We start from the raw sequence: 26,292 nt of genomic DNA on the forward strand, positions 1-26,292 counted from the left end.
AAACTGAGTTTACTATTCCTTCCATGAGCTGATTTCTGGGGTTGTTCGATGTCAGAAACCGTATTATCCCAGAGTTTGCTCATGGTTCTTCTCCATTAAAACTGTCCGAAGTATTGCTATCCGTGGTTTCTGATTAATACAGTCAGGACTTACGCAAGCCTGTGGGGCGATTTTAATCGCCACCATACTTTAAAAATAGCCGGTAGCAGAAGAACGAAATGCGTAAGTCCAGATAGTGATTTGCCGCCTGGGTGCGCTTGATTAGGAAATCTGCGGTTAAATGCTTTGGACTCAGCCCGCTTTCAGCTTGGTCAAATTGTATGAGCTTTAGGTCGGAAGAACCAAGGCGTACTGCATGAGAACTTTTTTATCAGTGTTATCAGCTGGCACCTTGGCCCATCCGGTCAGATTATTTATGGAAGTGATGCGTCGGGCATTGATCGTTTCTTAGGCTAATGATCGGCCATTTGGCCGCTGCCGCGAACTGGCGCAGCTTTTCATCCGGATCGACCGCGACGGGATTATCGACCAGCTTAAGCAATGGCAGATCGTTGTGTGAATCGCTATAGAACCAGCTGTCCTGCATGGTTTCCGTCGAGTCTTTTAACCACGCTTCCAGCAGCTTCACTTTGCCTTCCTGGAAACAGGGGATGCCATCAAAATCTCCAGTATATCGGCCCTCTGTGAATGACGGTGTAGTCGCCAGCAAGTTATCAATGCCATACAGTTTGACTATCGGTTCGGTAACGAAGCGATTGGTGGCGGTAATGACCAGCAAGGTATCGCCCCGGTCCCTGTGTTTGGCGATCAGCTCTTGTGCGGATTTCAACAACAAGGGCCTGATGATTTCTTCGATAAACTGCGCCCGCCACCGGTAAAGCTGTTCGGGATGGTTGTCGGCCAAAGGCCGCAGAGAAAAGCGCAGGAATGCCCTTATATCCAGCGTGCCTTGTTTGTAATCATCATAGAATTTAGCGTTAGCGCTTGCGTATTGATCTTTATCGACAATGCCCTGTTCGACAAGAAACTGCCCCCACAAATAATCACTGTCATCGGCAATCAAAGTATTATCTAAATCGAAAATCGCTAAACTCACGGGTAAACCTGTCTGAAATAATTAAAAAAATATTGCCCTATGGCGTCTGTACATTTTTTATGGAACAATGGAGGCAATTAATTTATTACCTGACCTATAGTTTGCAATTCTACCACACGCAAGATTAAACATAGGAAAGGACAAGACATAGGTTTTTAAACATGATCGACTCTAAAGGATATCGGCCCAATGTCGGCATCATCCTTTGCAATGACGAGGGTCGCGTGTTTTGGGCAAAACGGATGGGCGTGAACTCATGGCAGTTCCCGCAAGGCGGAATTCATCAGAATGAAGATCCTGAAACAGCGATGTATCGAGAATTGTGGGAAGAAACGGGGCTACAGGAACAACATGTACAGGTACTCGGGCGTACCCGTTACTGGCTGAGGTATCAATTGCCTGAGCGTTATATACGCAAGAATTCACTGCCAGTCTGTATCGGGCAAAAGCAGATCTGGTTTATCTTGCGGCTGATAACGCAGGAATCCAATGTGCGCTTCGACCGCTGCGCCAAGCCGGAATTTGATGGCTGGCGCTGGGTGGATTATTGGGAACCGCTGAAGGATGTCGTCTATTTCAAACGCAAAGTGTATCAGAAGGCGATGACCGAACTGGGTGCGCTGCTGACTGTCGATTCCGTGCCGGTTAACGCGGAAGGGTATTTATCGAAAGAAAAAAGATACAACGGGGCCAACCATCAATAGCCCTGCGCATCTGTTTTCAGCCCGGTTAACGGCTCGGGTAAATGATGAACCTCTGATTCGAGCCGGCCATCGGCAGACAGTTGGATCAACCGGTAACCCGGCGGCGTATCGGCGACCACGAGCTGTGTGCTTGCAGGCTGAAACTGGAAGCAGGTAGAGGGCGACCCCCATGCGCGAACCGAGCCCGCATCAAGCTCTATAGCTTGATGGATATGGCCGAACGTGACGGCTTTGACATTCGGATGCTTGCCGATTATCGCAAACAGCGCCTGCGCATTCTCTATCATCATGGTATCCATCCAGGGACTGTTGACGGACAGGCAATGATGATGCATGGCAATCAATGCATAGCGATCCGGATGGGCGTCAAGGCATTGTTCAAGAAATGTCAGTTCTTGGTTTGATAAGTAGCCGTCGGGAGTTCCAGGCACCTGGCTGTTCAAGCTGACGATTTGCCAGTCGCCTAAAAAGACCTGCTTGCGGCAATTGACTAGCTCCGTGTTCAGTATTTCCTGCATCAACTCATAATCATCGTGATTGCCGGGCAGGCAGACGCAAGGCGTTTTATATGCTTCAAGCGTGTTCAGGATGTGTTGATAGTTTGACCGGCCGGGGTGCTGGGCCAGGTCGCCCGTGAACAGAATCAAATCAAACCGGTGCTCCGAGGCAAAAGCCTGCTCAAGAACGGCCCGGAAATAATGGTCCGTATCGATCCCCAATAGTGTCTCGCCGGGATTGGGCAGAATGTGCGAATCAGATATTTGCAGTATCGACAGGCGATCAGGGATATGAGTCATGGCAAAATCCTATTCAATATTTTTACAGAGAATCTTGGAATTTCTCTGCGGATGGTATAACGCCTTGAGCGGGTCAGGAAGGCTGTTGATATCTGAGGGCAAGAACCCCCGTTCGATAAACCAGTGCATGGTTTGTGTCGACAGCACGAATAATTTTTTCAAACCCAGTCCGCTTGCTCTGCGGTAGGCATATTCCAGCATGCGATTGCCTCTGGCTGAGCCTTGATAATCTGCATGAACGGCCATGCAGGCAATGACGCCGGACTTTTCCTGCTCATTCGGGTGCAATGCGGTGCAGCCTATGATCAAGCCGTCTCTTTCAATCACGATATAATCGGCGATTTCCATCTCAATTTTTTCCCTGGAACGTTTGGTCAATTTACCTTGTTGTTCCAGCGGCTTAATCAGTTCCAGTATGCCGCCTATGTCGTTCAGAGTGGCGGGGCGCAATTCTTCGAACGGCATGGAACTGATTAAAGTACCGATGCCGTCCCGGGTAAAAAGTTCAAGCAGCAGGGCGCCGTTATGGTTGCGGTTGATCAGATGCACTCGGTCGATGCCTGACTGGCAGCTCTGGATAGCGGCTTTCAGAGGCAGGCTGACCGTGTCGGCAAGGTCAGAGTGCTGTTCCAGAAAAGCACTGGCTTCAGCGGTAGTCATTTGCTGAATTTGCGCATCGCTATCAGGATGGCAGCAGCTTTGTTCGGTCAATAGAATGAGCTTTTCGGCTTTTAACGCAATCGAGACGGCCGTCGCGACTTGCTCGGCGGACAAATTGAAAATTTCTCCGCTGGGCGAATAGCCGATAGGCGAAATCAGCACGACATTGTTCTGGTCCAACTGCTGATGAATTGCCGCGCTGTCGATGCGCCGGACTTCGCCTGTATGGCAGTAATCGATGCCGTCGATGACGCCTATCGGTTTGGCGGTAACGAAATTGCCGGAAGCTACCTTGATTTTAGCGCCCGCCATCGGCGAGTTGGCAAGGCCCATCGACAGGAGGGCCTCAATCTCCACGCGCACCAGTCCGGCCGCTTCTTTTACGCACTGAAGAGCCAGATCATCGGTAATGCGCAAATGATTATGAAAACGGGGCGGCGGGGTAGTGTTGTTAAGGCGTTGATCTACCTGCGGGCGTATGCCGTGGACCAGTACCAGACGTATCCCCAGGCTGTTCATTAACGCAAAATCGTGAACATGATTGGCGAAGTCATCGTCAAGAACTGCCTCGCCGCCGAACGAAATCACAAACGTTTTGTTGCGATGCGCATGTATATAGGGTGATGAGTTTCTGAACCAGCTGACGAATGAGTGATGTGATTCCATAATAGCACTTACAGAATTTTTGAAAGAGCGGAAAGCCTGGGTGCCGAAACACCCAGCATTGGGATGGAGTTAATCCAGATTATCGGTAACGGCGCTCAGGGAAACTGAGTTGACTAATTTGGCATATTTCGCCAGTACGCCGCGAGCGGCATCTTCGCAGTCTGTTGATACGCACGCTCCATGCCGTCAACACCTTGAGAAGAGTAGGTGCGGACTTTTTTGTCGCCTGAATTAGCCATGTAAGCAATTCCCGAAAGTTATGGGTTTAAAATGTGGGATACGAGAAGGCAAAAGCCTGCCTGATCTCAGTAAGTATCCCAACTGCTGCTTCTGCGGCGCCAGCCCAATTTGGGCAGGATGAATCCCAAGATGACGCCGACCAGGGATAGAATGCCGCCATATAAAAACCAGTCCTGTTTGCTGCTGTCCGCCAGTGCCTTGTTTTCCAGTTTAAGCTGTTCCAGTTCCCTTTCAACATTGACCACGCGCTCTTGAAGTTCATCGCGTTGATTTTTCAATTCCACGGCGTTGGAAGCGGTTTGCTTCAGCTCGCTCAGTTCTCTGGCCAAATGGTCGCGTTCCGTTGCGAGAGACTGTTCGAGAGTTGTTCCCGGTGTCAATGAACTTTTCAGCGACTCAAGTTCAGTTTTAAGTGTCGTGTTTTCTTTTTCCAGTGACGCCAGTTTTTTATTGGCGGCATCCAGTTGAGAACGGCTGGGCGGTTCTTTTTTGGTATGGCGGGCCAGAATATAGCCTTCTGTGCCGTCATCAAGGCGTGCGTAGATGAAGCCGGTTTCCTTGTTTTGACTGAGCACTGTCAGAGGCGTGCCCGGATGGAGCATTTTTACAACTTTACCACGCGTGTTTTCTTCGCTTCTAAATGCCAGATCCAGATTGTCGGTTACATAGACAGTATCGGCCTGCGCTGAACCGAAAGCCAGCATTAAAATAAAAAACGAACTTAATATTTTTTTCACTTGAATCTCTGCTTTTGATCGTCCGAAAAAATGAATTTTAGCGTTATTTACGATGCATTAGAAATTCCAGCAGCGCTTTCTGTGCGTGCAGACGGTTTTCGGCTTCATCGAAGATAACGCTCTGCGGACCGTCGATAACATCGGCAGAGACTTCTTCACCGCGGTGTGCCGGCAGACAATGCATGAACAGGGCATCATGATTTGCAGCTTTCATGATGTCTGAGTTGATCTGATAACCTTGAAAGGCTATTTCACGTTGTTTTTGTTCTTCCTCCTGCCCCATGCTGGCCCAGACGTCAGTGACGAGCAAATCCGCGCCTTTGGCTGCTGCCAGTGGCGTGGAGAAAAAACGGACGCGTTCGCCCGCCGCCTCGACAATGGATTTTGCGGGTTCATAACCGGCCGGGCAGGCAATGTTCAATTTAAAATCCAATAGGGTTGCGGCATCAATATAGGAATGGCACATATTGTTGCCGTCGCCGATCCAGGCGACTGTTTTGCCCTGAATATCGCCGCGATGCTCAAAATAAGTCTGCATATCTGCCAATAACTGGCATGGATGCTGCAAATCGGTTAATCCGTTGATCACAGGTACCCGCGAATGCTCGGCAAATGTAGTTACCGTTTCATGCTTGTTGGTTCTGAGCATGATGCAATCAACCATGCTGGAAATGACTTTGGCGCTGTCCTGCAGCGGCTCTCCGCGTCCTAGTTGGGTGTCTCTGGGTGACAGAAACAATGCGCTGCCGCCAAAATGGATCATGCCCGCTTCAAATGAAATACGGGTACGCGTCGATGATTTTTCAAAGACCATCGCCAGAACTTGGCCTTTTAAAGGCTGATAATCAGGATCTCGGTGATTTTTCAGTTCTGTGGCTCTGTTGATCAAGCCGCGAAATTCGTCGCTCGATAAGTCAAACAGACTGATGAAGTGTCTGGGTTTCATAGGCATGGTTTTGTGTGCGCTTGAATAAGAGCGGATAAGGTTTCTACAAGTTGATTGATTTGCTGGTCATCAATGATCAATGGCGGCAGCAGACGGATAGTTTTCTCGCTGGTGACATTGATCAGTAAACCTTGCTCCAGGGCTGATTTCACAAGGTCTGCGCAAGGCGCGTCGAGTTCGATGCCGATCATGAGACCTTTATGGCGAACGTCGACAACATGCGGGTTATCAGCCAATTGCTTGCTGAATCCGGCGCTGATAGCGGCGCCTTTTTGTTCGGCTTGTCCGATCAGGTCTTCATTCTCCAGTGTTTCCAACACGGCTAATGCTGCGCTGCATGCCAGAGGATTGCCGCCGAATGTCGAGCCGTGGGCGCCTGTGGTAAACAATTGAGCCGCTTTGCCATGAGCAAGGCAGGCACCGATCGGCACGCCATTGCCCAATGCTTTGGCTAGCGTGCAAACGTCAGGCAGGATTGCATTATGTTGATAGGCAAGAAATTTTCCGGTGCGGCCTATGCCGGTCTGGATTTCATCCAGCATCATCAGCAGTCCGTGTTGGTCGCACAGATTGCGAATTTGGTTAAGGTAATCGGCAGCGGGAACGTTGACGCCGCCTTCGCCTTGAACGGGCTCAACCAATACGGCAACGATATTGGCATTTTGTTTGATCGCTTGTTCGATGGCGTCGACATCATTATAAGGCACGCGTACAAACCCCTCGACCAACGGCGCAAAGCCTTGCTGCACTTTCGTGTTGCCGGTAGCGCTCAATGTGGCGAGCGTGCGGCCGTGAAAGCTTTTTTCCATGACGATGATAGCTGGATTTTCTATATTCTGTTGATGTCCATATAGACGAGCCAGTTTGATGGCGGCTTCATTGGCCTCGGCGCCGGAATTGCAGAAAAAAACATTATCCATGCCGCTTTTTGCAATCAATTTATCGGCCAGGCGTTCCTGGGCAGCGATAACATACACGTTTGACGTATGCAGCAAGGTTTCGCTTTGTTTGCAGATGGCCCTGTGCACTGCCGGGTGCGCATGGCCCAGATTGCATACGGCTATGCCGGATAAGGCATCCAGATAACGTTTATTGTTAGTGTCCCACAACCATGCGCCGGCGCCGCGCTCAAAAGTCACGGGTAAGCGCCCATAAGTTGGCATAATATGGCTAGTCATTGATTCTGCCTATAAACAAAAATAGCGGAAAGTCGGTTGCCCGTTGGAAAAATGTTCGATTATAGTTTTCAAACAGCTCTCAGGCAAGCGCAGGCTTGCAAGATTTACTTTTTTAACGCCATAATTGTTGATAAAATTAGTCAGTTTTATTTCTCGAGTGAGTAACCGCTACTATGAACGTAATTGAAAGAATCAAAGACCAGATCGAAAACAATCCGGTTGTTTTATACATGAAAGGCACGCCTGATTTTCCACAATGCGGCTTTTCCGGCCAGGCTGTTCAGGTGCTGGATGCCTGTCATGCGAAATACATGTACGTCAATATCTTCGAAGATCTTGAGATTCGCGAGGCGCTGAAGGAATATTCAAACTGGCCGACCTATCCGCAGCTTTACATCGGCGGCGAACTCGTAGGCGGCTGCGACATCATGATTGATCTGTACAACAAGGGCGAGTTGAGCAAAATGCTGGCAGCAGTCGGCGCCATTGCAGAATGATTTGCAGAGACTATCATACCCGGATCCCGGGTATGATAGTCATTGTCTTAGAGGGCGAGTGATTCGAGCCGTTTCCAACGGTTGACTATCTTGCAGAATAACTCGGCTGTCTTCTCCGCATCGTATAGCGCAGAATGCGCTTTTTCATTATCCCATTCCAGGCCGGCTGATTTGGCAATTTTTGCCAGCACGGTTTGCTGATACGCCAATCCTCCCAGCGTAGCCGTGTCAAATGTACTGAACGGATGAAACGGGCTTCTTTTTATTTGCGTGCGATGGATGGCCGCATTCAGGAAATTGATGTCGAAAGCCGGATTATGGCCTACCAGGATCGCCCGTGTGCAATTGTTGCGCTTTACCGCCTCCTTGATGGGCTTGAACAGCATGTCAAGCGCCTCTTTCTCATCAATAGCCATACGGAAAGGGTGGTGCGGGTCTATGCCATTGAATTTGAGGGCAGATTCATCGAATTCGGCATTTTTGAACGGAATTACATGCGTCGAGTAGCGCTCAGTGATTTCCAGATCGTGCTGGCTGTTAAGTTCGACAATCACGGCGGCGATTTCCAGCAATGCATGCTTTTTAGGGTTAAAACCGGCTGTCTCTATGTCGACAATGACAGGCAGATAGCCTCTAAAGCGTTTGTCTAAAGGAATTTTGGGTATATCCATTAAATTTGAGCGGAATCAGGGGTATGGGAAGAATTAAGTAACATAATGGCGAATATCGATAGCTGAAGCCGTTTATGCTATGTTACGCGAAATTTAAGTCAGAATAAAAATAATAGCGAAATTAAAGGCAAAGCCATGCACAAGAACAGATCAATAACACGATTGGCAAACTTTATATTATTGGGCATGATGGCGGGATGCGCAACCAGTACACGAGATACCAGAGATCCGCTGGAAAACTGGAACAGGGATGTGCAGTTGTTCAATGATAACCTTGACGAGTATGTAGGAAAGCCTATTGCCAATGGCTATCAGTGGATTATGCCGTCATTCGCCGATCGCGGCGTGACTAATTTTTTCAGTAATATTAATGATATCGGCGTCACAATAAATGATCTTTTACAGTTCAAGTTATCGCAGGCCGGCATGGACGGATCACGCTTTATTGTCAATACGGTGGCCGGTATCGGCGGATTCATCGATGTTGCGGAGATGATTGATCTGCCCAAACACGAAGAGGATTTTGACCAGACGCTGGGTGTTTGGGGCTTGCCGACAGGGCCTTATCTGGTCTTGCCTCTCTTAGGGCCCAGTTCTCCGCGCGGCATAGGCGGCCTGATCGGCGATACGGCCATGAATCCCATCAGCTATCTTGATAGCGGCATTATCAGCGGTTCATTGTTCGCAGCGAATTGGACTGATTTTCGCGCAGACAATTTGGGGACTGAAAAAGCAGCGGATGAAGCGGCTTTGGACAGGTATGAGTTTTTCAAAAACGCCTATTTGCAGCGGCGCAATTATCTGGTTCACGACGGCAATGTGCCGGAGGAGGAGAAGGATGAACTGGAACTGGACGAAAATAATCCATAGCCGATTGATCTTTCATTAACCTGCGCTCAGAGCGCAAACAGACGACAGATTCCGCCTGTTTGCGGTCTGAATGAGTTTACTGTGCTATCTGCCAACTCAGTTCTTCATCGGCTTTCAGCGGCGTGATCGATACCGAATCATCGCCGTAAGCGGCCGGCACTTTCCAGGTGGCTTTTTCCAGGGTGATCGTGCCTGAATTTCTCGGCAAACGGTAGAAATCGGCGCCATGGAAACTCGCAAAACCTTCCAGCTTGCCCAGCGCATCGGCCCGCTCGAAGACTTCCGCGTACAGTTCCAGCGCGGCATGGGCGCTGTAACAGCCCGCGCAGCCGCAAGCGGCTTCCTTCAACGAAGTCAGATGCGGGGCGCTGTCCGTGCCCAGGAAGAATTTCGGATTGCCGCTGGCGGCGGCGGCGACCAAAGCCTGACGGTGATGTTCGCGCTTGATGATGGGCAGGCAGTAATGATGCGGCCGTATGCCGCCGGCCAGAAGGGCGTTGCGGTTGAACATCAGGTGTTGCGGCGTAATAGTGGCGCCAATGCGCGCGCCGGCCGATTGCACAAACTGCACAGCTTCCGTTGTTGTCACATGCTCGACGACAATGCGCAGTTCCGGGAAATTTTTGACAATCTCGGTCAGGCTGTTATCAACAAATACACGCTCCCGGTCGAAAATATCGCAAGCCTCATCGGTGACTTCGCCATGGATCAGCAAAGGCACATCGTGTTTTTCCAGGGCTTCCAGCAGCGGGTAGGCGGCCTTGATATTGCTGATGCCGGCATCGGAGTGCGTCGTGGCGCCGGCCGGATACAGCTTGAACGCCTGGACATGGTCGCATTCGGCGGCTTTCCTGATTTCATCCGCAGTCGTCGCGCCAGTCAGGTATAGCGTCATCAGCGGCGTAAAATCCAGATCCGCCGGTACAGCCTGCAGGATTTCCTCCCGATAGGCCAGGGCCTGCGCCACGGTCGTCACGGGCGGTTTCAGATTGGGCATGATGATGGCGCGGGCGAATCGCCGTGCGGTATGCGGCATGACAGTTTTTAAAATCGCGCCGGTTCTGACGTGCAAATGCCAATCGTCGGGTCGTGTGATGGTTAATTTTTTCATTCTGGATGTCATCTTTCTGTAAAATAGGCAATTATTTTATAGGAAGGACCTTGAAAAACTAATACAGTCCCCTATTTTGGGTATTATTTTTTGTTATCGGAGGGGCTAATGCCAATTTACGAATATCAATGTCAAGCGTGCGGTCATGAACATGAAGCTTTGCAAAAACTCAGCGACGCGCCATTAATCAACTGTCCGGCCTGCAGCCAACCGGAGCTCATGAAAAAGATTTCAGCGGCCGGATTCAGACTGAAAGGCGGCGGCTGGTATGAAACCGATTTTAAAAGCGGCAACAAGAAAAACGTAGCCGGCGAGAGCGGCAGTTCCAGCGCCAGCGCGCCCAGTGCCGCCAGTTGCTGCGGCGGAGGCTGCAAGAGCAGCCATTAGAAACCGGCTTGCATCTGCCAGTCTAAGCACGTAATATCGACAAATTTTTTGGATTAACAGAGAAAACTTATGCGTACCCACAAATGTGGAGAATTAAACAAAAAACATTTAGCCGAAACGGTTGAATTATGCGGCTGGGTTCACCGCCGCCGGGACCATGGCGGGGTTATTTTTATTGATCTGAGAGACCGCGCCGGTCTGGTGCAAGTCGTATTTGATCCTGATTCTCCCGAAACTTTCGCGGTCGCCGAAAGTGTACGCAGCGAATATGTTTTAAAAGTCAACGGGATCGTGCGCGACCGTCCCGAAGGCACGGTTAATCCGAATATGGGCACCGGTGAAATAGAGGTGCTGGCCACCGGCGTGGAAGTGCTGAACGAATCCGAAACGCCGCCTTTCCCGGTTGAAAGCGACATCGAAGTCAACGAGGAAATGCGCCTGCGCTACCGCTATATCGATCTGCGCCGCACGTCCATGCAGGAAAAAATGCGCGTGCGCCGCGATGTCACGCGCACGCTGCGCAATTTCCTCGATGACCACGAGTTCTTCGAGATCGAAACGCCTTACCTGACCAAAGCCACGCCCGAAGGCGCGCGCGATTACATCGTGCCCAGCCGTACGCATGAAAACGCCTTTTTTGCCTTGCCTCAGTCGCCGCAGCTTTACAAGCAGATACTGATGGTTTCCGGCATGGACCGCTATTATCAGGTCGTGCGCTGCTTCCGCGACGAAGACCTGCGCGCCGACAGGCAGCCTGAATTTACCCAGCTCGATATCGAGACCTCTTTCATGGACGAAAACGAGATCATGGAAATCATGGAAGAGATGATCCGTCAGCTGTTCGCCAAGGTTAGCGGCGTGCAGCTCGATGCGACTTTCCCGCGCATGACCTATCAGGAAGCCATGTCCCGGTTCGGCGTCGACCGTCCGGACCTGCGGATCCCGCTGGAACTGGTCGACATCGCTGAAGAAATGAAAGCTGTCGATTTCAAAGTCTTCTCGGGCCCGGCCAACGATCCGAAAGGCCGCGTTGTGGCCATGCGCCTGCCTAACGGCGGCGACTTGAGCCGCAAGGACATCGAAGACCTGACCAAATTCGTCGGCATCTACGGCGCCAAAGGTCTGGCTTATATTAAAGTTAACGACCGCAATGGCGGCATTGACGGCCTGCAGTCGCCGATCGTCAAATTCGCGCCGGCCGAAGTCTGGGAAAAAGTGCTGACCAAAACCGGCGCGCAAACCGGCGACCTGATTTTCTTCGGCGCCGACAAGGCCAGCGTCGTCAACGAAGCGATGGGTGCATTGCGCGTCAAGCTGGGCCACGACCTGAACATGCTGGAAGGCGAGTGGAAACCGGTCTGGGTGGTCGATTTCCCGATGTTCGAATGGGACGACAAGAACCAGCGCTGGGCCGCGATTCACCATCCGTTCACGGCGCCAAGCTGCTCGGCTGAAGAATTGTTGGCCAATCCCGGCACAGCGCTGTCGCGCGCTTATGACCTGGTGCTGAACGGCACCGAAGTCGGCGGCGGCTCGATCCGTATCAACCGCCCGGCCATGCAGCAGACCGTATTTAAAATCTTGGGCATCGACGATAACGAAGCCAGAGAAAAATTTGGCTTCCTGCTCGATGCTTTGAAATACGGCGCGCCGCCGCATGGCGGACTGGCGTTCGGGCTGGATCGCCTGGTCATGCTGATGACCGGCTCGCATTCGATCCGCGACGTGATTGCCTTCCCTAAAACGCAGTCAGCGGCCTGTCCATTAGTCAACGCACCGGCTCCCGTCGATGATACGCAGCTGCGCGAACTGGGCATCCGGTTGCTGAAACCAGCTGCTGCCAAGGCATCGTAACGGCCTTGTCCACTATTTGCCTTCGCCTAAAAATAATGCGGCGGAGGCAAAACTTATACCGGGAACGAAGTGTCTTATATAGCCAAACACTTCGTTCCCTCGTGTCCGTGGTGAATTACCAAGTTATTCTCTGTTGAGGTTTGTTCTTTAAAATGACCGATACCGCATTACCGATTCAAGATTACGCATTGCTCAGCGACGAGGAATGCGATGCGCGCATTGTCGCGGCCAAAGAAAAGTTAGGCAAACGCTGTGTTATTCTGGGCCACCATTATCAGCGCGATGAAGTCTTCAAACATGCCGATCTGACCGGCGATTCATTAAAGCTGTCCAGGGAAGCGGCCCAGTCTGATGCCGAATACATCGTGTTCTGCGGCGTGCATTTCATGGCCGAAGTGGCCGACATCCTGTCCAGGCCCGAACAGATCGCCATTCTGCCGGACATGGCGGCGGGCTGTTCCATGGCCGATATGGCCAACCTGATCAAGGTGCAGAAATGCTGGAACGAGCTGGCGGAAGTGCTGGATGTGGAATCTCAAGTCACGCCTGTCACCTATATCAACTCGGCAGCCGATCTGAAAGCCTTCTGCGGCGAGCATGGCGGCATTGTCTGCACCTCTTCGAACGCGCAGAAAATTCTGCAATGGAGCTTTGCGCGCCGGGAGAAAATCCTGTTTTTCCCGGACCAGCATTTAGGCCGCAACACCGGCTACCGGATGGGCATTCCGCTGGAGGAAATGGTCGTCTGGGATTTCACCAAACCGATGGGCGGGCTAACAGTCGAGCAGATCCGCAATGCCAAGATGATCCTGTGGAACGGCTATTGCTCCGTGCACCAGGCATTTCAGCCGGAACATGTCGATAACTTCCTGCAGCGTTACCCGGAAACGAAGGTGATTTCGCATCCGGAAGCCTGTTTCGAAGTGTGCCAGAAATCGGATTACATCGGTTCCACCGAGTACATTCTCAAGACTGTGCGTGAAGCCGAGCCGAACACCCGCTGGCTGGTCGGGACGGAATTGAACCTGGTCAATCGCTTGAGCGAGGAATGCAAAGCGCAGGGCAAAAACGTGCATTTCATGTCGCCCATGCTGTGCATGTGCTCGACCATGTTCAGAACCGATCCGCAGCATCTGGTCTGGGTGCTGGAAAATCTGGTGGCTGGCCATGTCGTCAACCAGATCTCCGTGCCGGCCAATATCGCCAAGCTGGCTAAAAAAGCGCTGGACGATATGCTGGCTATAAAATAATTGTTAGTTTAATCAGCTGGAGTTACTCATCGACGCCCGATTGAAATTGTGGATTCAAATGCGCCATTGAAGGCGTAAAGGCGCCGATGAAGGCAGCGGATGACTTCGATGAATAAATTCCGCCGTAATCGATAGCCATTGCTGATCATGCCGCCGCTCAATAGGCTACCTTGGCTGAATTTTTAGAACAACTTGGCGATTAGTCTTGCCTATAAGCTGTTAGGCGTGGCGTCAAGGTTCGATTCATCATCGCAGCCGATTTAATGCTGCAACTGGCAACCGCCAAAAAACCAGAAATCCACATTTTTTCGGTTAATACGACAGAATCATCATCATGGTTCGCGCTTATGTATCCAGGTCGATACCCGATTTGCCCGGCGCCAGGATATTGTTCGGATCGAGCGCCCGCTTGAGGGTCTTGTTGATCTCGCGCTGCACAGGACCATAGCTGTCGGCGACGCGGTTCATGAACGCGGTGTTTACCCGATAGACGCCGTAGCCATTTTTTTCGAACTCGTCCAGCAATTCGGCGAAGCAGTCATGGGCGCGCTTCATCTCCTCCTCGTCGTTGCGGTTGAACAGCACATCGATGATATGGTGCATGGCACGCTGAGTGACGATGAATTCTCCGACATAATCCAGGCCGTGTTTATTGAGGATTTGGGTCGCCAGTTCAACCTGCTTGAGCGTCTCCGAACCCCTGGCCTGGCTCACCGGCGCAAACCACATGGAACCGCCGCCGCCACGCCAGTTGTACAGACCGAATTCGGTCAGGGTCATGTCGCCGCGCATGAGGTCGGCCCGGTACTTGAACGCAGGGTCGCTGCCGGCCTGCTCCTCGGTGACGATCTCGCCCTTGCCGGATTTCTGAACCAGTTCGGTGACGATCTTCCAGTTGATGTCGACATGCGCCTGCGTGCCGTACAGCGCGCCATAGACGGTCCAGGCCCCGATCTTGCGCTCGTCGCGGATGCGCTGGATGATTTCCTTCGAGGTCGCGCCCTTGTCCGTGGTGTAGTCGGAGCGGCGCACAGTAGCGCTGGCCTCGTAGAGCGTGCCGACGAAAACCACGCCGTTGGGGATGATGCCGTTGATGCTCAACGGGCGGAACAGCTCCACCAGGTCCGCTATGTCCTCGTCCTTCCGGTACTTGACCGCGAACGGCTTGAAGACATCCGGCTGCGGCATCAGCCAGAGGCCCATCTTGGTCACGATGCCGAAATTGGACTGCGTGAAGACGCCGTCCAGATACGGGCCGTAGCCCCATTTGAACACCTGCCAGGTATTGGAGCCCTTGACGCCGCCCATGGCCGTGCGCAGCACTTTGCCATTGGCCAGCACCACTTCCATGCCGCACTGGAACAGGAAGTGCTCGGCGTAGGGCGTGTAGCCCACGCCGCGGTCCAGGGTATTGCCGACCGGGCCGACGATGGCCGACGGCGCCGGCGGATCGACCCACAGCCTGTAGCCTTTTTCCTTGATGTAATCGACCAGTTGCTGATAGGTCACGCCCGGTTCGACCAGAGCGGTGCACAGGTCCGGATCGACATCGATGATCTTGTTCATCTTCTTCAGGTCCAGTATCACTTGCCCCCGGTGGTGGGGCGCGGACGAGCCGTAACCCAGGTTGTGGCCGGTGGACACGGTCCACACCGGGATCTTGTGCTCGTTGCAGATCGTCACGACGCCCTGCACCTGTTCCACGTTAGTGGCGATCAGCGCGGCGGAAGGCGCATGCTTGGATTCATCCACCGGCATCATGATCTTCATGTAGGGCACGAGCTGCTCGTCCTTGTCCAGGACGTTCCCGGCACCGAGCAGTTTGCGGAACTTCTCGATGGCTTTTTGAAACTCTTGCTGCACAACTCCACGCGGGAGTATGGCCTGGTTTAGTTCGGTCATGGAGTGGACTCCTTCAAGTCTCGATCGCGAAAGAAACGAAATGCCCGGGCAAAGGTGATTGTGCGGCATCGGCCGGCGGTGCCAGACCCGTTGGCGCGGAACCCCGCGAGGCAAGGGCGAGACCGAGGATCGCGGTCCACTGCCGCGAGTCGAGCCGGGCCGCCAGTTCTGAAGATGCCTGGTCGCCGAGCAGGCGATGACGGGATTGTCCAGGACTGGCCGAATGATACCCCAGCCACGGCAAACGGGCGTCCGAGGCGCGCGCCAGCTCGATGATCAGCGCGGCGCTGGCGTCATCGACCAGGCCGATGATCCGGATCGGCCGACCGGAGCGCAGCAGACGGGTGAAATCCTGCACGAAGCCCATGCCGAGATCCGTGCGTTGCACCCACGGGCGTTTGTCCGGCAATGCCGCGGCGATGCCCCGAAGGAAAGCCGACTGCTCGGCTTCGCCGCTGACCAGCACCAGGAGGGGGCGTGTCGATTGGGCCTGGGCACTGGCCGCGTTATTGGCCAGGGACAGGCCCCAGCGCCCCAGGGTCATGCCGGCGAGACCACCCAGGGCGATACCTTTGAGAATGAAGCGGCGCGAGACATTCATGGCAGACTCCTCATTTCTGCGGCGCTGCGGACTTGGACAGATAATTGGCGACGTCCTGCAAAGCTTTATCATCAATAAAAGCGACCGAAAAGGACGGCATCGCCCCCCAGCCGTGGCGGATCCAGGCGCTGATATACCCGGGCGTCAAGTGCCTGCCCTTGATCACCGGGCCGACCCCGACGTCATGACAATAACCGCAGACCTTGGCGTAGACATCTTCCCCGCTTTCCCAGGCGCCGCCGTCTTTGGAGAAGGCAGAAGCCGAGAGCAAAGCGAGAGAAAGCGCTGCGCAGGCTTTGAAAGTCCGCTGCACGCCTTGACAGGTCATCGATGAGGGCATGTCGTGCTCCTTATGGATAGTGGAAGATTGAAGGAAAGACATAGGTTATCTCCTTCGCCAGCATTCATAACGGATAGGCACGCGGCGTATGCTGCACCGAAATCCAGTGCGTGGAAGTGAATGCATCGATAATCCACTCGCCGCCAAATGCCGCATAAGCCTTGTCACCCAACGACGTGTCGTTGACGGGTCATGCCGGCCTCGACCGCTTGCGCAAAGCGCACGCCGCGCTCCAGTTCGCCGCAATAAGCAGCGCTTGAGGGTCCGTAATCGGTCGCATTCGCGAGCCGCAGCGCGTCGTCTTCATTCCTGGCGCACACGATCGAGCCCATGGCCGTTTTGATATCGTTCGGGTCGCTCGCCTTCAGACCACGGACGTGTTCCACGAAGCGCTCGGCAAAGGCATCGTGCAGACTGTCGTCGACAATGATGCCGTTGATACTCATGCACATCTGCCCCTGATGCAGAAAGCGTCCGAACACAGCGGCGCGAACCGCCAGGTCGACATCGGCATCGCCCAGCACCACGAACGGACTGTTGCCGCCTCGAGCGTGATGGCGCTCGCTCATTTGTCTTCATCGGCAACCGGCAAGGGCCGGTTTTCTATGGAGGGCGCGGGAGGCAGTCCGGTGACTTCCAGGATTTCCTGCTCATTGAGTGTCTCACGCGCGAGCAGCGCCTCGACCAGCGCGTCGAGTTCCCGGCGATGCGCCTTCAAGAGACTTGTTGCTTGCGCGTGGCTCTCGGCGATGATTTTTTGCACTTCGGCGTCGATGATGCGGGCGGTTTCATCGCTGAAGGGCCTGGCGCCGCCGTATCCGCCGATGGGGCTCAGGTAGGGATTTTCACGGGGCGCGAGCTGCACCATCCCGAGCTCGTCGCTCATGCCCCAGCGCGTGACCATGTTGCGGGCCAGCTGGGTGGCCTGCTCGATGTCGTTTTCGGCGCCGGTGGTCCGGGTGCCGTACACGATTTCCTCGGCCGCGCGCCCGCCCAGCATGCCGACAATTTTCGCGCGCAGATAGGCTTCGGGATAGTTGTAACGGTCCGCCTGGGGCCGCTGATAGGTCACTCCGAGCGCCTGCCCGCGCGGCACGATCGAGACCCGGTGCACCGGATCGGCGTCGGGCACGAGCAGGCCGAGGATGGCGTGCCCGCTCTCGTGATAGGCGATGCGCTCCTTGTCCGCGCGGCTCAGGAGCAGCGGGCGCTCGGGGCCGAGCACGATCTTTTCCAGCGCGTCCAGGAAGTCCTGCTGAAAAACCTCGTTCCGCTCGCGGCGCGCCGCCAGCAGCGCCGCCTCGTTGACCAGGTTTTTCAGGTCGGCGCCCGACAGGCCGGGCGTCGTCGCGGCAAGTTCGCCCAGGCTGACGTCGCCGGCGAGCGGCACCTGGCGGGTGTGGACCTTGAGAATCGCCTCGCGGCCGGCCTTGTCCGGCAGGTTCACCACCACGCGCCGGTCGAAGCGCCCGGGCCGGAGCAGCGCCCGGTCCAGCACCTCGGGCTGGTTGGTCGCGGCCAGCACGATGATGCCTTCGCGGCCGGAGAAACCGTCCATCTCGGTCAGGATCTGCTGCAGCGTCTGCTCGTGTTCGCTGGCGCCGCCGATCGCCACCTGTCCCCGCGCGCGGCCTATGGCGTCGATCTCGTCGATGAAGATGATCGCCGGCGCATGTTCGTGCGCCTGTTTGAACAGATCCCGTACGCGCGCCGCGCCCACGCCGACGATCATCTCCACGAACTCGGCGGCGCTCATCGAGAAGAACGGCACGCCGGCTTCCCCGGCGACGGCCTTCGCCAGCAGGGTCTTGCCGGTTCCCGGCGCGCCGACCAGCAGTACGCCTTTCGGTGCACTCCCGCCCAGACGCGTGTATTTATCCGGGGACTTCAGGAAATCCACGATCTCGACCAGCTCGTTCTCGGCTTCGTCGATGCCGGCCACATCGTCAAAGGTGACTTTGGTGCCCGCCGTCTGGTCGTAAAGGCGGGCCTTGCTCTTGCCGATGCCCATGAGCCCGCCCATGCCGCCCATGCCACCCTGCTGCGAGGCTCGACGGTAGAGCCATACATAAAACAGGATGATCAGCAGCGCCGGGCCGAAGCCGAACAGGAGCGTGGCCCAGAAGCCGCCCTCCCGGATCGGCACCGCGCTGATCTCGACCTTGCGGTCGATCAGGAACGCCTCCAGGCCGGGGTCCACGAACGCGGGCAGTTCGGTCGTGAAGGTGTCCGCCGTTCCGGGCTCGGGTTGTCGCGGGCGCCGTGAGCCGGAGGCCGTCTCGTCTTCGCCTTCCGGCGGCCAGGTAATCGGCGCGACAAAGCGGCCTTCGATGCTCGTCCCGTGGCTGTAAATCGCCTTGACGTTGCCCCTCGCGACCTCTTCCTTGAAGGTAGTATAAGGGATGGTGACGGATTCGCCGGCTTCCGGAAAGATAATCCTCATCAGCAGGTAGTTGATGAGCAGGATGATCAGGAATGTCATCCAGGTCTTGCGCGGCGGAATGTTCATTTGTCCGATGCCCTTCGGTTTCTTCGGCTGGCCGTCTTCAGGCCGGTTTTGGTCGTCGGGTGCCGCGTCGCTGTTGCGTGGTGGTTGTGTCTGCCAATTCATAATAACTCCCATGACGTGTTCATCGTTCTGTTGCTGCGGAATTGGGCACGGCGCTCTGCCGCGCGAAAAAACGAGCCAGGGGTTCGATCATGCGTTCGGGAATGCGGCGCGCGATCACCGGCATGAGCAAATTCGGCTTGCGCGCATCGACGATGGTCCCGTCTCCGCGCCATCGGCGGAGCCGGGCGGCGAGATACTCCGGCTTCTGGCCGGTCAGCGTCGGATAGTCCGGGCGTTTGCCCGGTGCGTGGCATCTGGAGCAGGGCGGCAGATTGGCCTCCCTCAAACCGTTTGCGAAGATGCGTTCGGCCAGCCGGTCATCCTCCGTCAGGTCGGCGGCAGCGGCAGTCTTGGCTTTGGCCAGCCCTCCAGGAAGCCCGGCGTAATGCTTCGCCAGCGCCTGCATGAGATCGGGGTCCAGTCGGGCGGCGGCCGCCCCCATCACGCCGCTGGATCGCCTGCCCGCCGCGTAGGCGCGGAGCGCCGCCGACAGGTAGGCCGGTTGTTGTCCGGCTAATATCGGAATGTCGGGCTGGCCGCGTCCGTCGTCGGCATGGCAGCGGTCGCAGTCGGGCAACGCATCTTCCAACCGTATCGGCTTGCCGCCGGCGACACGCCCGTCGGGTCCATAGGCGAGCGCGCGATATTCGGCCGGCGTCATGCCCGGCAGCCGCCACAGAAAGGCGGTCATGCGGCGGATCTCGTCATCCCGATCCAGCGCGGGCCAGGCGGGCATGGCGGTAAATTTCACGCCATGCTTCACGATCCAGAAAAGCTGCCGGTCGGTCCAGGAATGAGTGGTCGCGGCCAAATCGGGCGCTGCCGGTGTCGCGCCTTTCATGACCCGGGCCGGCTGTTCGCCGGGCGCACCGTGACAGAAGGCGCAATTGGCGGCGTAGTGGCCGGCGGCGGAGGTCAGGCCGCCGGCATCGGCCGCGGGCTCGTCCACTGTCAGCGCGGCATAGGTGCGGACCGTGTTGCGCATCGACCAGTGGAGAAACCAGTCGGTGATCGCCCAATGGCCGGTCGAGGCGCCGATGTTGAGGATGCCCGACCAGGCGATCGCCAGGGCGAGCATGAACAGCGCCGCCGCCGCGGCAAGCGCCCGCTTCCAGGTGATCTTCAGGACCATTGCCGCGCCCCCGCCGGCCGATTGCTCCGCAGCAGGCCGAAAAGCAGCGCCAGCCCGCCGAACAGATAGCTGCCGGCGCCTACCAGCAGCATGATGACGCCGCCTAGCTGCTGATCGGCGGCCGGGGACAGCGTGATGCCGAAGCCGGTAAAGCCGGCCGTGCCGAACAGCGTGCGGGGGGCCAGGGTTATGAGCGTCCCCAGCAGCGTCATGTGCATCGTGGTCAGCAACAGCGCGACAATGCCGGCGGCGCGCGTTTCCAGGCAGGCGCTCCACAGCAGCAGACCGGCGGCCAGAAACATCGTCTGTTCCAGCGCCAGGCCGGTCGCGCTGCCCGCGGAAAAGGCGCGCGCGGCCGGCCAATGCCAGCCCCAGACAACAAGCAGTTCGATCAGCGACATCGGCAAAGGCGCGACAACCCGCGGCCAGCGCGAAGCCGGATCGGCCCGCGTACCGGCGAGCCCTAAAGCCATGAGCGGGGCCGCGACCGCCACGGCCGCCATGTGCGCCGCCATGTGCGCGGTCATGCCATGGCCCGACGCGGCGGTGGCCCAGGCCGCCGCAAGCACGGCAACGCCGGCGGCGAAAGCCGGGCGCCTCATCTGCAATCCTCAAAGACGAAAGCCGACAGGGCCGTGAACAGGATGGCGACAAAGCTTAAGCCCGCCAGCAGCAGCGTCGATACGGCGAGGAAACGCAACCGGTCCTCGTCGGTGCTGTCCTGATACGGCGGCAGATCGCCCTGAATTCGCGACTGGGCCCAGGCGATATAGCCAAAAGCCACGACCAGCAGCAACGCCACAACGGTCGCGGCGGCGATGCCGGTGCGGATGTCGACGATGACCTCGGCCGACCCGCTTTTGGCGCAGCGAACGGCGGCGTAAACGTAGGAGAACAGAAAATGCAGCGCCCAGACCGTGGGCGGTACGACCAGCATCCATAAAGACGATTTCAATCGTTGCGCGAGTTTGTGGAGTTTGCGAATCATGCCAACCTCGGGAAAAAACCGATCACCAGAAACGTGATGAGCGCGCTCAACGCCAGGAAATGCCCGTAGACGGTGATATTGCGCACATCGCCGTCATAAACCGGGGTCATACGCCCCACGAGACTGCGGGCCAGCGTGAAAAGTTGCATGACGACGCCAAGCGCCGCATGGACTGCGATCCAGATGACCAGCACCCAGACGATCGCCGGATAGACATGCAGCGCGGGATCGAGTCCGGCGCGCCATGGCCCGGCCAGCCCCGCCAGTCCGCCGGCGCCGGTCGCCGCGGCCGCTACGGCCAGTGCGGCGCGGGCAAGCCCGATCCGGCCGCGCGCATTGGTTTCGCGCGCGGCGATGGTCAGCAGCCACCCGGCCAGAATCAGGGCAAGCGCAACCATCGGCCAATACGTCCCGGGCCCGGCCTGGCCGGGCAGCGGTTCGGGCGGGAAATCGGCATGCACCGTCCAGAAGAAGAAATAGCCGAAAATCAGGCCGGCGAAGGCCGTCGCATCGCCGACCATGGTAATGAACATGGCCCACCAGCCCGATGAAGCGGGGCCGGACGCATAGAGCGGCAGCACGACGCCGAGGCCGGCGTGCTTCTCGGGCTTTTCGGGGATGAGGCTGGTCCCCGTCCAATGCCACCACAGGATCACGGCCAGGGCGGCCAGTCCGCTCGCCAGCGCCGGCCAATAGAGGTGGTAAGTGGTCAGGATGAAGACGCCGCCGAGCGCGATCGCGGCCAGCATGGGAATGGGCGTGGGCCCGCCGATCCGCGCGACCTGGAGCGGGCGCCCATCGAGGACCGAGGTGATCATCAGCTCGCGGTAGCCTTCCTCGGCATCGGGCAGGAAGTAGCGGCCCTCGTCGACCTGCCTGAGGAAATCGGGCTGGTCCCAGAGCGGATAGCGGCTCTCGATCAGCGGCACCGAGCGCACGCCCCAGTTTTCCTGCTGCGAAAACTCCAGCCATTCGAGCGTGCCGGCGTTCCAGGGGTTGCGCGGGACGCGCGGCCGCCGGGGCGAGAGGCAAAGATCAATCACCACCACGGCGACGCCCGCCGCGAACAGAAAGGCGCCGAGCGTGGACAGGAGGTTGAGCGTACCGACGCCGAGTGCCTCTGAATAAGTGTAGACCCGGCGCGGCATGCCCATCAGCCCGGAAATGTGCATCGGAAAGAAGCCGAGATTGAAGCCGACGAACATCATCCAGAAGGCGCTACGGCCGAGCCGGTCGGACAATTTTTTGGCGGTTACCAGCGGCCAGTAATAATACAGGCCGGCGAACAGCGGCAGCACTGAGCCGCCGACCAGGACGTAGTGGAGGTGGGCGACGATGAAATAGGTGTCGTGCGCCTGCCAGTCGAAGGGCGCCGCCGCCACCATCACGCCGGTCAGCCCGCCGATCACGAAGATCGCCAGCGAGCCCGCTCCGTAGAGCATCGGCGTCGACCAGACGACGCGCCCCGCCCATATAGTGGCGATGAACACGAAAATCTGTACGGCGGTCGGAATCGCCACGGCCTCCGACGCGGCCGAGAAGAAGCCGAGGCTGATGCTCGGCATGCCGGTGGCGAACATGTGGTGCACCCACAGGCCGAAGCTCAGGAAACCGGTGCCGACCGCCGCCAGCACGATCCAGGGATAGCCGAGCAGATGGCGCTGCGCGAAGGTCGGGACCACCATCGCGAAGATCGCGATCGAGGGCAGGAAGATGATATAGACCTCCGGATGGCCGAAAATCCAGAACAAATGCTGCCAGAGCAACGGATCGCCGCCGCGCTTCGCATCGAAGAAAGGCCAGTCGAGCAGGCGCTCCATTTCGAACAGGATGTCGCCGGCGATCAGCGGCGGGAAGGCGAACAGGATCATCACCGCTACCACGAGAATGTACCAGGCATAGAGCGGCATCAGGTTCAGCCGCATGCCCGGCGGCCGGCATTTCAGCACACCCACGATCAGCTCGACCGCGGCGGCGATCGACGACACCTCGATGAAGGACAGGCCCAGCATCCAGATATCTGCGCCGATGCCCGCGGTCGAAGGCTCGGTAGACAGCGGCGGGTACATGAACCAGCCGCCGTCCGGCGCGGCGTCGAAGAAAATCGAACCGGCCACGAATACGCCGCCGATCAGGAAGCTCCAGTAGCCGAAAGCGGACAGGCGCGGAAAGGGCAGGTCGCGCGCGCCCAGCAACTGCGGCAGGATCAGCACCGAGACCGCCTCGAACATCGGCACCGCGAACAGGAACATCATCATCGAGCCGTGCAGCGTGAACAGCTGATTGAACGTCGACGCGGAAACCAGATCGTTTTCGGGCACGGCGAGCTGGGCGCGCATGATCAGCGCCAGCACGCCCGCGAACAGCATCATTCCGAAGGCGGTGAGGGTGTACCAGATGCCGACTGCATTATTGTTGGTATCGGTCCAGCGCAGGAACAAACCCTTGGGCGGGCTCCATACGGCGCGCAGCCGCTCTTCCTGCGCGGCGCGGACGGCCGGGTCGTTCTGGTCGGGTTGAGTGTTCGCTGCGACAGGCATTTAACGAAGCTCCGCAAGATAACTGGAAATCGCGTCCGCGTCCTTGCCGGGCATGTCCTTGAAGCTGGGCATCAGGGCGCCGGGTTTCACCGAGGCCGGGTCGCGGATGAAGCGGCTGAGAGCCTCGCGGGTCATCGGCAGCGTGCCGGCGCCCAGCGAGCGGCGTGATCCGACGTGAGTGAGATCGGGCCCAATCGTGCTGTCTTCGGCATGGCCGCGGATGGTATGGCAGCCGCTGCAGCCGTACTCCTCGAACAAGTGCCGGCCCGGACTGTCAATACCGGCCGCCGGGCGCGCCGCGCCGGCCAGCCAGCGGTCGAAATCGGCAGGCTCCATCGCCACCACGTCGAACGCCATGCGGGCATGGCTCAGCCCGCAAAATTCCGCGCAGGCGCCGCGATAGACGCCTGCCTGGGTGGCGCGTACGACCAGATCGTTGGTGCGGCCCGGAATCATGTCCACCTTGCCGGCCAGGCCCGGTATCCAGAAACTGTGGATGACGTCCGGACTTGTCAGGACGAAAGCTACGGTGCGTCCCACGGGCACGCGGATTTCGTTGGCCGTTTCCACGGGCCGGCCGCCGGCCGGCAGATAGCGCACGCGCCACCAGAACTGTTCGCCGTCGACGGCGATTTTGAGATCATCGGCGCCCGTGGGCAGAGTCCGCATTTTCGTCAGCGAAGACACCAGCAGCGCCGTAAGGAGCACAGTCGGACCGATAGCGCCCAGCCAGAGGATCACGCGCATCCCGCCCTGATGGTCGAGCCGGCCGGCCGGTGCGCGCGCGGCATGCCACGCGAGCCACAACACGCCGATCGTGATCACGGTAGCGGCGGCGGTCATGCCCCAGGTGAGGGCGCGTGTCGATTCCGCCTCGATGCCGAAAGCCGAAAAAGCGGACTGGACTCCCGTGCAGCCGCCGGACAGCGCCGCGGCAGCGCCATACGCCAGGCTGCGGCTGATAGCCTTGAATACGCCGGGTTGGTCTGGGTTGCGGTCTGTCATCGGAATTCAAAGTATTCATACCGGAGGTTCGCGTCCGGTACTTTGTTTTCGCGCATCAGCGCCTGGATGCGCTTCAAAAGGCCTTTGGGGCCGCAAAAGCTGATATCCACCGCCGCGGGATCGGCATTCTGGGCGATTTCGCCAAACCGTTTGACGAATTCCGGGCTCGACGGACCGGTCGATACGGGTATGAATTCCGCGCCGTACTGCCGGGCCAGATCGTCCAGCACCTCGGCGCTGGGAAACTCGCGCCCCGGCGTGAAGAAATAGAACAGGGTGACCTTGTCTAAATTTTTCGCCGATTGATCCGTCAGCCAGGCAATGAACGGCGAGATGCCGACGCCGCCCCCGATCCAGACTTCCCGTTTCGCGGCCGGCGGACGCTTGAAACGCCCGTACGGCGCGTAGATGTCCGCAAACATGCCCGCGCGCGCTTCCTTTACCAGCCTGTGGGTATAGTCGCCGAGGGCGCGGATCACGAAATGCACATGACCGTCCGGCTCGCTGCGGCTTGCGATCGTAAAGGGGTGCGGCTCGCGCAGGCCGTCTTCCTTCATCCGAATGAAGCCGAACTGCCCCGGCTCGAACGAAAGAGACCGCTTCACCGGCGCAAGCTCCAGGTGCAGCGCGTTGGCGCCGGCGTTCGCCTCGATGATGCGGTACTCGGCGTGGTTAGCCAGAAACGGATAGAGCAGCAGCTTGTAGCCGGCGGCGGCAACGCCCAGCGCCGATAGTGCGGCCAGCCATATGCCGGCGGGACTGTCGATGGCGATGGGTGATTTGAAGCTTAGCCAGTGCAGGATGACGATCAGGAACAGCGGCCCGGACAGCTTGTGCCACCAGCGCCAGACGCTGTAAGGAATCTTCCGGTTCAATGCCAGCATGACGATCAGCATCAGAGCGATGAAGCTCAGCTGCCGCACCAGGCGGGTGTAGTAGGGGGGCAGCGAAATGATCGAGGCGGTTTGCCAGGCTTCCAGATTGGCCTTGAACACGAAATGAAACGACGCAAAAGCTAGCGCCCAGATGCCCAGCCATTTGTGCGTCAGATAAACGCGGTCGAGTCCGCCGAACAGCGATTCGACGCTTTTCCAGCGGCCGCCCAACAGGGCCGCGGCGCCCATCAACGCCACCGCCGCCCCCCCGAAGGCCAGGCTGAACGCGGCCGAAGTCAGCCAGGTGGCCTGGGGAAGTTCCACGATCACCAGGGCGCAGCTCATTAAGGCCAGAAAAAGGACTGCGTGCCAGGTCTTGATGTGCATAGGGTGCTCCTTTATCGTCCGTCCCGCGCCAGGAGTGCTGCCGACCACTTGCAACGCCTAACAAGATTATAAAGTTTTCCGTATATCTACCATATCCAAACCTTTAATAACCATAAAATGGTCATCAAAAATCGATTTATTGGCGGTCTAACATCCGGACTGAAAGGCCATGCGGTTCATGGCCCTGCGGGTTATTCGCCTGGCGTCCGGCTTGTCGGAATTTTATTAACGGCTGTTATGCATTTGT

General features: G+C 57.2%; 25 protein-coding genes. 6 read left to right on the forward strand and 19 right to left on the reverse strand.

The genetic code is table 11. From position 1 onward, the window contains the following. Nucleotides 1–409 precede the first annotated feature (409 nt). Entirely contained in the window at nt 410–1,096 is a 687-nt protein-coding gene (locus tag V2P20_RS11945) for an HAD family hydrolase (protein ID WP_331818587.1), read from the reverse strand. Nucleotides 1,097–1,257: 161 nt separating this feature from the next. Between V2P20_RS11945 and V2P20_RS11950 the strand changes: the two genes are divergently transcribed. Further along, on the forward strand, nt 1,258–1,800 hold the full coding sequence (locus V2P20_RS11950; protein ID WP_194968675.1) for an RNA pyrophosphohydrolase: 543 nt from the start codon (nt 1,258–1,260) through the stop codon (nt 1,798–1,800). Here the strand turns inward: V2P20_RS11950 and cpdA are convergent. The 5 genes from cpdA to V2P20_RS11975 all read right to left on the reverse strand — a co-directional run bounded on the left by cpdA (nt 1,794) and on the right by V2P20_RS11975 (nt 7,024). After that, on the reverse strand, nt 1,794–2,597 hold the full coding sequence (gene cpdA / locus V2P20_RS11955) for a 3',5'-cyclic-AMP phosphodiesterase (RefSeq protein WP_331818590.1): 804 nt from the start codon (nt 2,595–2,597) through the stop codon (nt 1,794–1,796). The genes V2P20_RS11950 and cpdA overlap by 7 nt on opposite strands. 9 nt (nt 2,598–2,606) lie before the next feature. After that, complete coding sequence (gene argA, locus V2P20_RS11960; protein ID WP_331818592.1) at nt 2,607–3,923, reverse strand: amino-acid N-acetyltransferase; 1,317 nt, start codon at nt 3,921–3,923, stop codon at nt 2,607–2,609. Between the two features lie 305 nt (nt 3,924–4,228). Continuing rightward, entirely contained in the window at nt 4,229–4,900 is a 672-nt protein-coding gene (locus V2P20_RS11965; protein WP_331818594.1) for a TIGR04211 family SH3 domain-containing protein, read from the reverse strand. A 43-nt stretch (nt 4,901–4,943) separates the two neighbouring features. Beyond that, nucleotides 4,944–5,846 (reverse strand): ornithine carbamoyltransferase, encoded by a 903-nt coding sequence (gene argF, locus V2P20_RS11970; RefSeq protein ID WP_331818706.1) that lies wholly within the window; start codon nt 5,844–5,846, stop codon nt 4,944–4,946. After that, nucleotides 5,843–7,024 carry an acetylornithine transaminase gene (locus V2P20_RS11975; protein WP_331818595.1) on the reverse strand — a complete coding sequence of 394 codons (1,182 nt, stop codon included), beginning with the start codon at nt 7,022–7,024 and terminating at the stop codon, nt 5,843–5,845. The genes argF and V2P20_RS11975 overlap by 4 nt, the downstream gene beginning before the upstream one ends. 173 nt (nt 7,025–7,197) lie before the next feature. Here V2P20_RS11975 and grxD point away from each other — a divergent pair, with 173 nt between their 5' ends. After that, nucleotides 7,198–7,521 carry a Grx4 family monothiol glutaredoxin gene (gene grxD / locus V2P20_RS11980; protein WP_194968670.1) on the forward strand — a complete coding sequence of 108 codons (324 nt, stop codon included), beginning with the start codon at nt 7,198–7,200 and terminating at the stop codon, nt 7,519–7,521. A 47-nt stretch (nt 7,522–7,568) separates the two neighbouring features. Here the strand turns inward: grxD and rnt are convergent, their stop codons facing one another. Then, a complete protein-coding gene (gene rnt, locus V2P20_RS11985; protein WP_194968669.1) occupies nt 7,569–8,192 on the reverse strand; it encodes a ribonuclease T in 624 nt (207 codons plus the stop codon). Between the two features lie 135 nt (nt 8,193–8,327). On the opposite strand from rnt, the gene V2P20_RS11990 reads away from it, so the two are divergent. Further along, nucleotides 8,328–9,062 (forward strand): VacJ family lipoprotein, encoded by a 735-nt coding sequence (locus V2P20_RS11990; protein ID WP_194968668.1) that lies wholly within the window; start codon nt 8,328–8,330, stop codon nt 9,060–9,062. A gap of 76 nt (nt 9,063–9,138) precedes the next feature. Here V2P20_RS11990 and pyrC read toward each other — a convergent pair whose 3' ends face one another. Beyond that, nucleotides 9,139–10,173 carry a dihydroorotase gene (gene pyrC / locus V2P20_RS11995; protein WP_331818600.1) on the reverse strand — a complete coding sequence of 345 codons (1,035 nt, stop codon included), beginning with the start codon at nt 10,171–10,173 and terminating at the stop codon, nt 9,139–9,141. 108 nt (nt 10,174–10,281) lie between these two features. Between pyrC and V2P20_RS12000 the strand changes: the two genes are divergently transcribed. The 3 genes from V2P20_RS12000 (at nt 10,282) to nadA (ending at nt 13,664) form a co-directional block, all read left to right on the forward strand. Next, on the forward strand, nt 10,282–10,560 hold the full coding sequence (locus V2P20_RS12000) for a zinc ribbon domain-containing protein (protein ID WP_331818602.1): 279 nt from the start codon (nt 10,282–10,284) through the stop codon (nt 10,558–10,560). A gap of 69 nt (nt 10,561–10,629) precedes the next feature. Then, nucleotides 10,630–12,414 carry an aspartate--tRNA ligase gene (aspS, locus tag V2P20_RS12005; protein WP_331818604.1) on the forward strand — a complete coding sequence of 595 codons (1,785 nt, stop codon included), beginning with the start codon at nt 10,630–10,632 and terminating at the stop codon, nt 12,412–12,414. 152 nt (nt 12,415–12,566) lie between these two features. Then, on the forward strand, nt 12,567–13,664 hold the full coding sequence (nadA, locus tag V2P20_RS12010; protein WP_331818606.1) for a quinolinate synthase NadA: 1,098 nt from the start codon (nt 12,567–12,569) through the stop codon (nt 13,662–13,664). Nucleotides 13,665–14,009: 345 nt separating this feature from the next. Here the strand turns inward: nadA and V2P20_RS12015 are convergent, their stop codons facing one another. The 11 genes from V2P20_RS12015 to V2P20_RS12065 form a co-directional block, all read right to left on the reverse strand. Then, the gene (locus tag V2P20_RS12015; protein ID WP_331818608.1) at nt 14,010–15,566 is read right to left on the reverse strand and encodes an FAD-binding oxidoreductase; all 1,557 of its coding nucleotides are present in this window, start codon (nt 15,564–15,566) and stop codon (nt 14,010–14,012) included. A gap of 13 nt (nt 15,567–15,579) precedes the next feature. Next, the gene (locus V2P20_RS12020) at nt 15,580–16,167 is read right to left on the reverse strand and encodes a hypothetical protein (RefSeq protein ID WP_331818610.1); all 588 of its coding nucleotides are present in this window, start codon (nt 16,165–16,167) and stop codon (nt 15,580–15,582) included. 10 nt (nt 16,168–16,177) lie between these two features. Next, the gene (locus V2P20_RS12025) at nt 16,178–16,549 is read right to left on the reverse strand and encodes a cytochrome c (RefSeq protein WP_331818612.1); all 372 of its coding nucleotides are present in this window, start codon (nt 16,547–16,549) and stop codon (nt 16,178–16,180) included. A 122-nt stretch (nt 16,550–16,671) separates the two neighbouring features. After that, complete coding sequence (locus V2P20_RS12030) at nt 16,672–17,076, reverse strand: aldehyde dehydrogenase family protein (protein WP_331818614.1); 405 nt, start codon at nt 17,074–17,076, stop codon at nt 16,672–16,674. Beyond that, nucleotides 17,073–19,118, reverse strand: coding sequence for an ATP-dependent zinc metalloprotease FtsH (ftsH, locus tag V2P20_RS12035; protein ID WP_331818616.1), 2,046 nt, complete (start codon nt 19,116–19,118; stop codon nt 17,073–17,075). The genes V2P20_RS12030 and ftsH overlap by 4 nt, the downstream gene beginning before the upstream one ends. Nucleotides 19,119–19,137: 19 nt before the next feature. Continuing rightward, nucleotides 19,138–20,250: a c-type cytochrome gene (locus V2P20_RS12040; protein WP_331818618.1), complete on the reverse strand. Its 1,113-nt coding sequence runs from the start codon at nt 20,248–20,250 to the stop codon at nt 19,138–19,140. Continuing rightward, nucleotides 20,241–20,852 carry a cytochrome c oxidase assembly protein gene (locus tag V2P20_RS12045; protein ID WP_331818620.1) on the reverse strand — a complete coding sequence of 204 codons (612 nt, stop codon included), beginning with the start codon at nt 20,850–20,852 and terminating at the stop codon, nt 20,241–20,243. The genes V2P20_RS12040 and V2P20_RS12045 overlap by 10 nt, the downstream gene beginning before the upstream one ends. After that, nucleotides 20,849–21,238, reverse strand: a complete 390-nt coding sequence (locus V2P20_RS12050) for a hypothetical protein (protein ID WP_194968657.1) — start codon at nt 21,236–21,238, stop codon at nt 20,849–20,851. The genes V2P20_RS12045 and V2P20_RS12050 overlap by 4 nt, the downstream gene beginning before the upstream one ends. Continuing rightward, nucleotides 21,235–23,778 carry a cytochrome c oxidase subunit I gene (gene ctaD, locus V2P20_RS12055; RefSeq protein WP_331818622.1) on the reverse strand — a complete coding sequence of 848 codons (2,544 nt, stop codon included), beginning with the start codon at nt 23,776–23,778 and terminating at the stop codon, nt 21,235–21,237. Before ctaD ends, V2P20_RS12050 begins: the two co-directional genes overlap by 4 nt. After that, a complete protein-coding gene (coxB, locus tag V2P20_RS12060; RefSeq protein WP_331818624.1) occupies nt 23,779–24,783 on the reverse strand; it encodes a cytochrome c oxidase subunit II in 1,005 nt (334 codons plus the stop codon). It abuts the gene before it with no gap. Beyond that, on the reverse strand, nt 24,780–26,045 hold the full coding sequence (locus V2P20_RS12065; protein WP_331818626.1) for a ferredoxin reductase family protein: 1,266 nt from the start codon (nt 26,043–26,045) through the stop codon (nt 24,780–24,782). The genes coxB and V2P20_RS12065 overlap by 4 nt, the downstream gene beginning before the upstream one ends. Nucleotides 26,046–26,292: the final 247 nt, after the last annotated feature.

Source organism: Methylobacter sp. Wu1 (genome assembly GCF_036553575.1).
Classification (GTDB): domain Bacteria; phylum Pseudomonadota; class Gammaproteobacteria; order Methylococcales; family Methylomonadaceae; genus Methylobacter.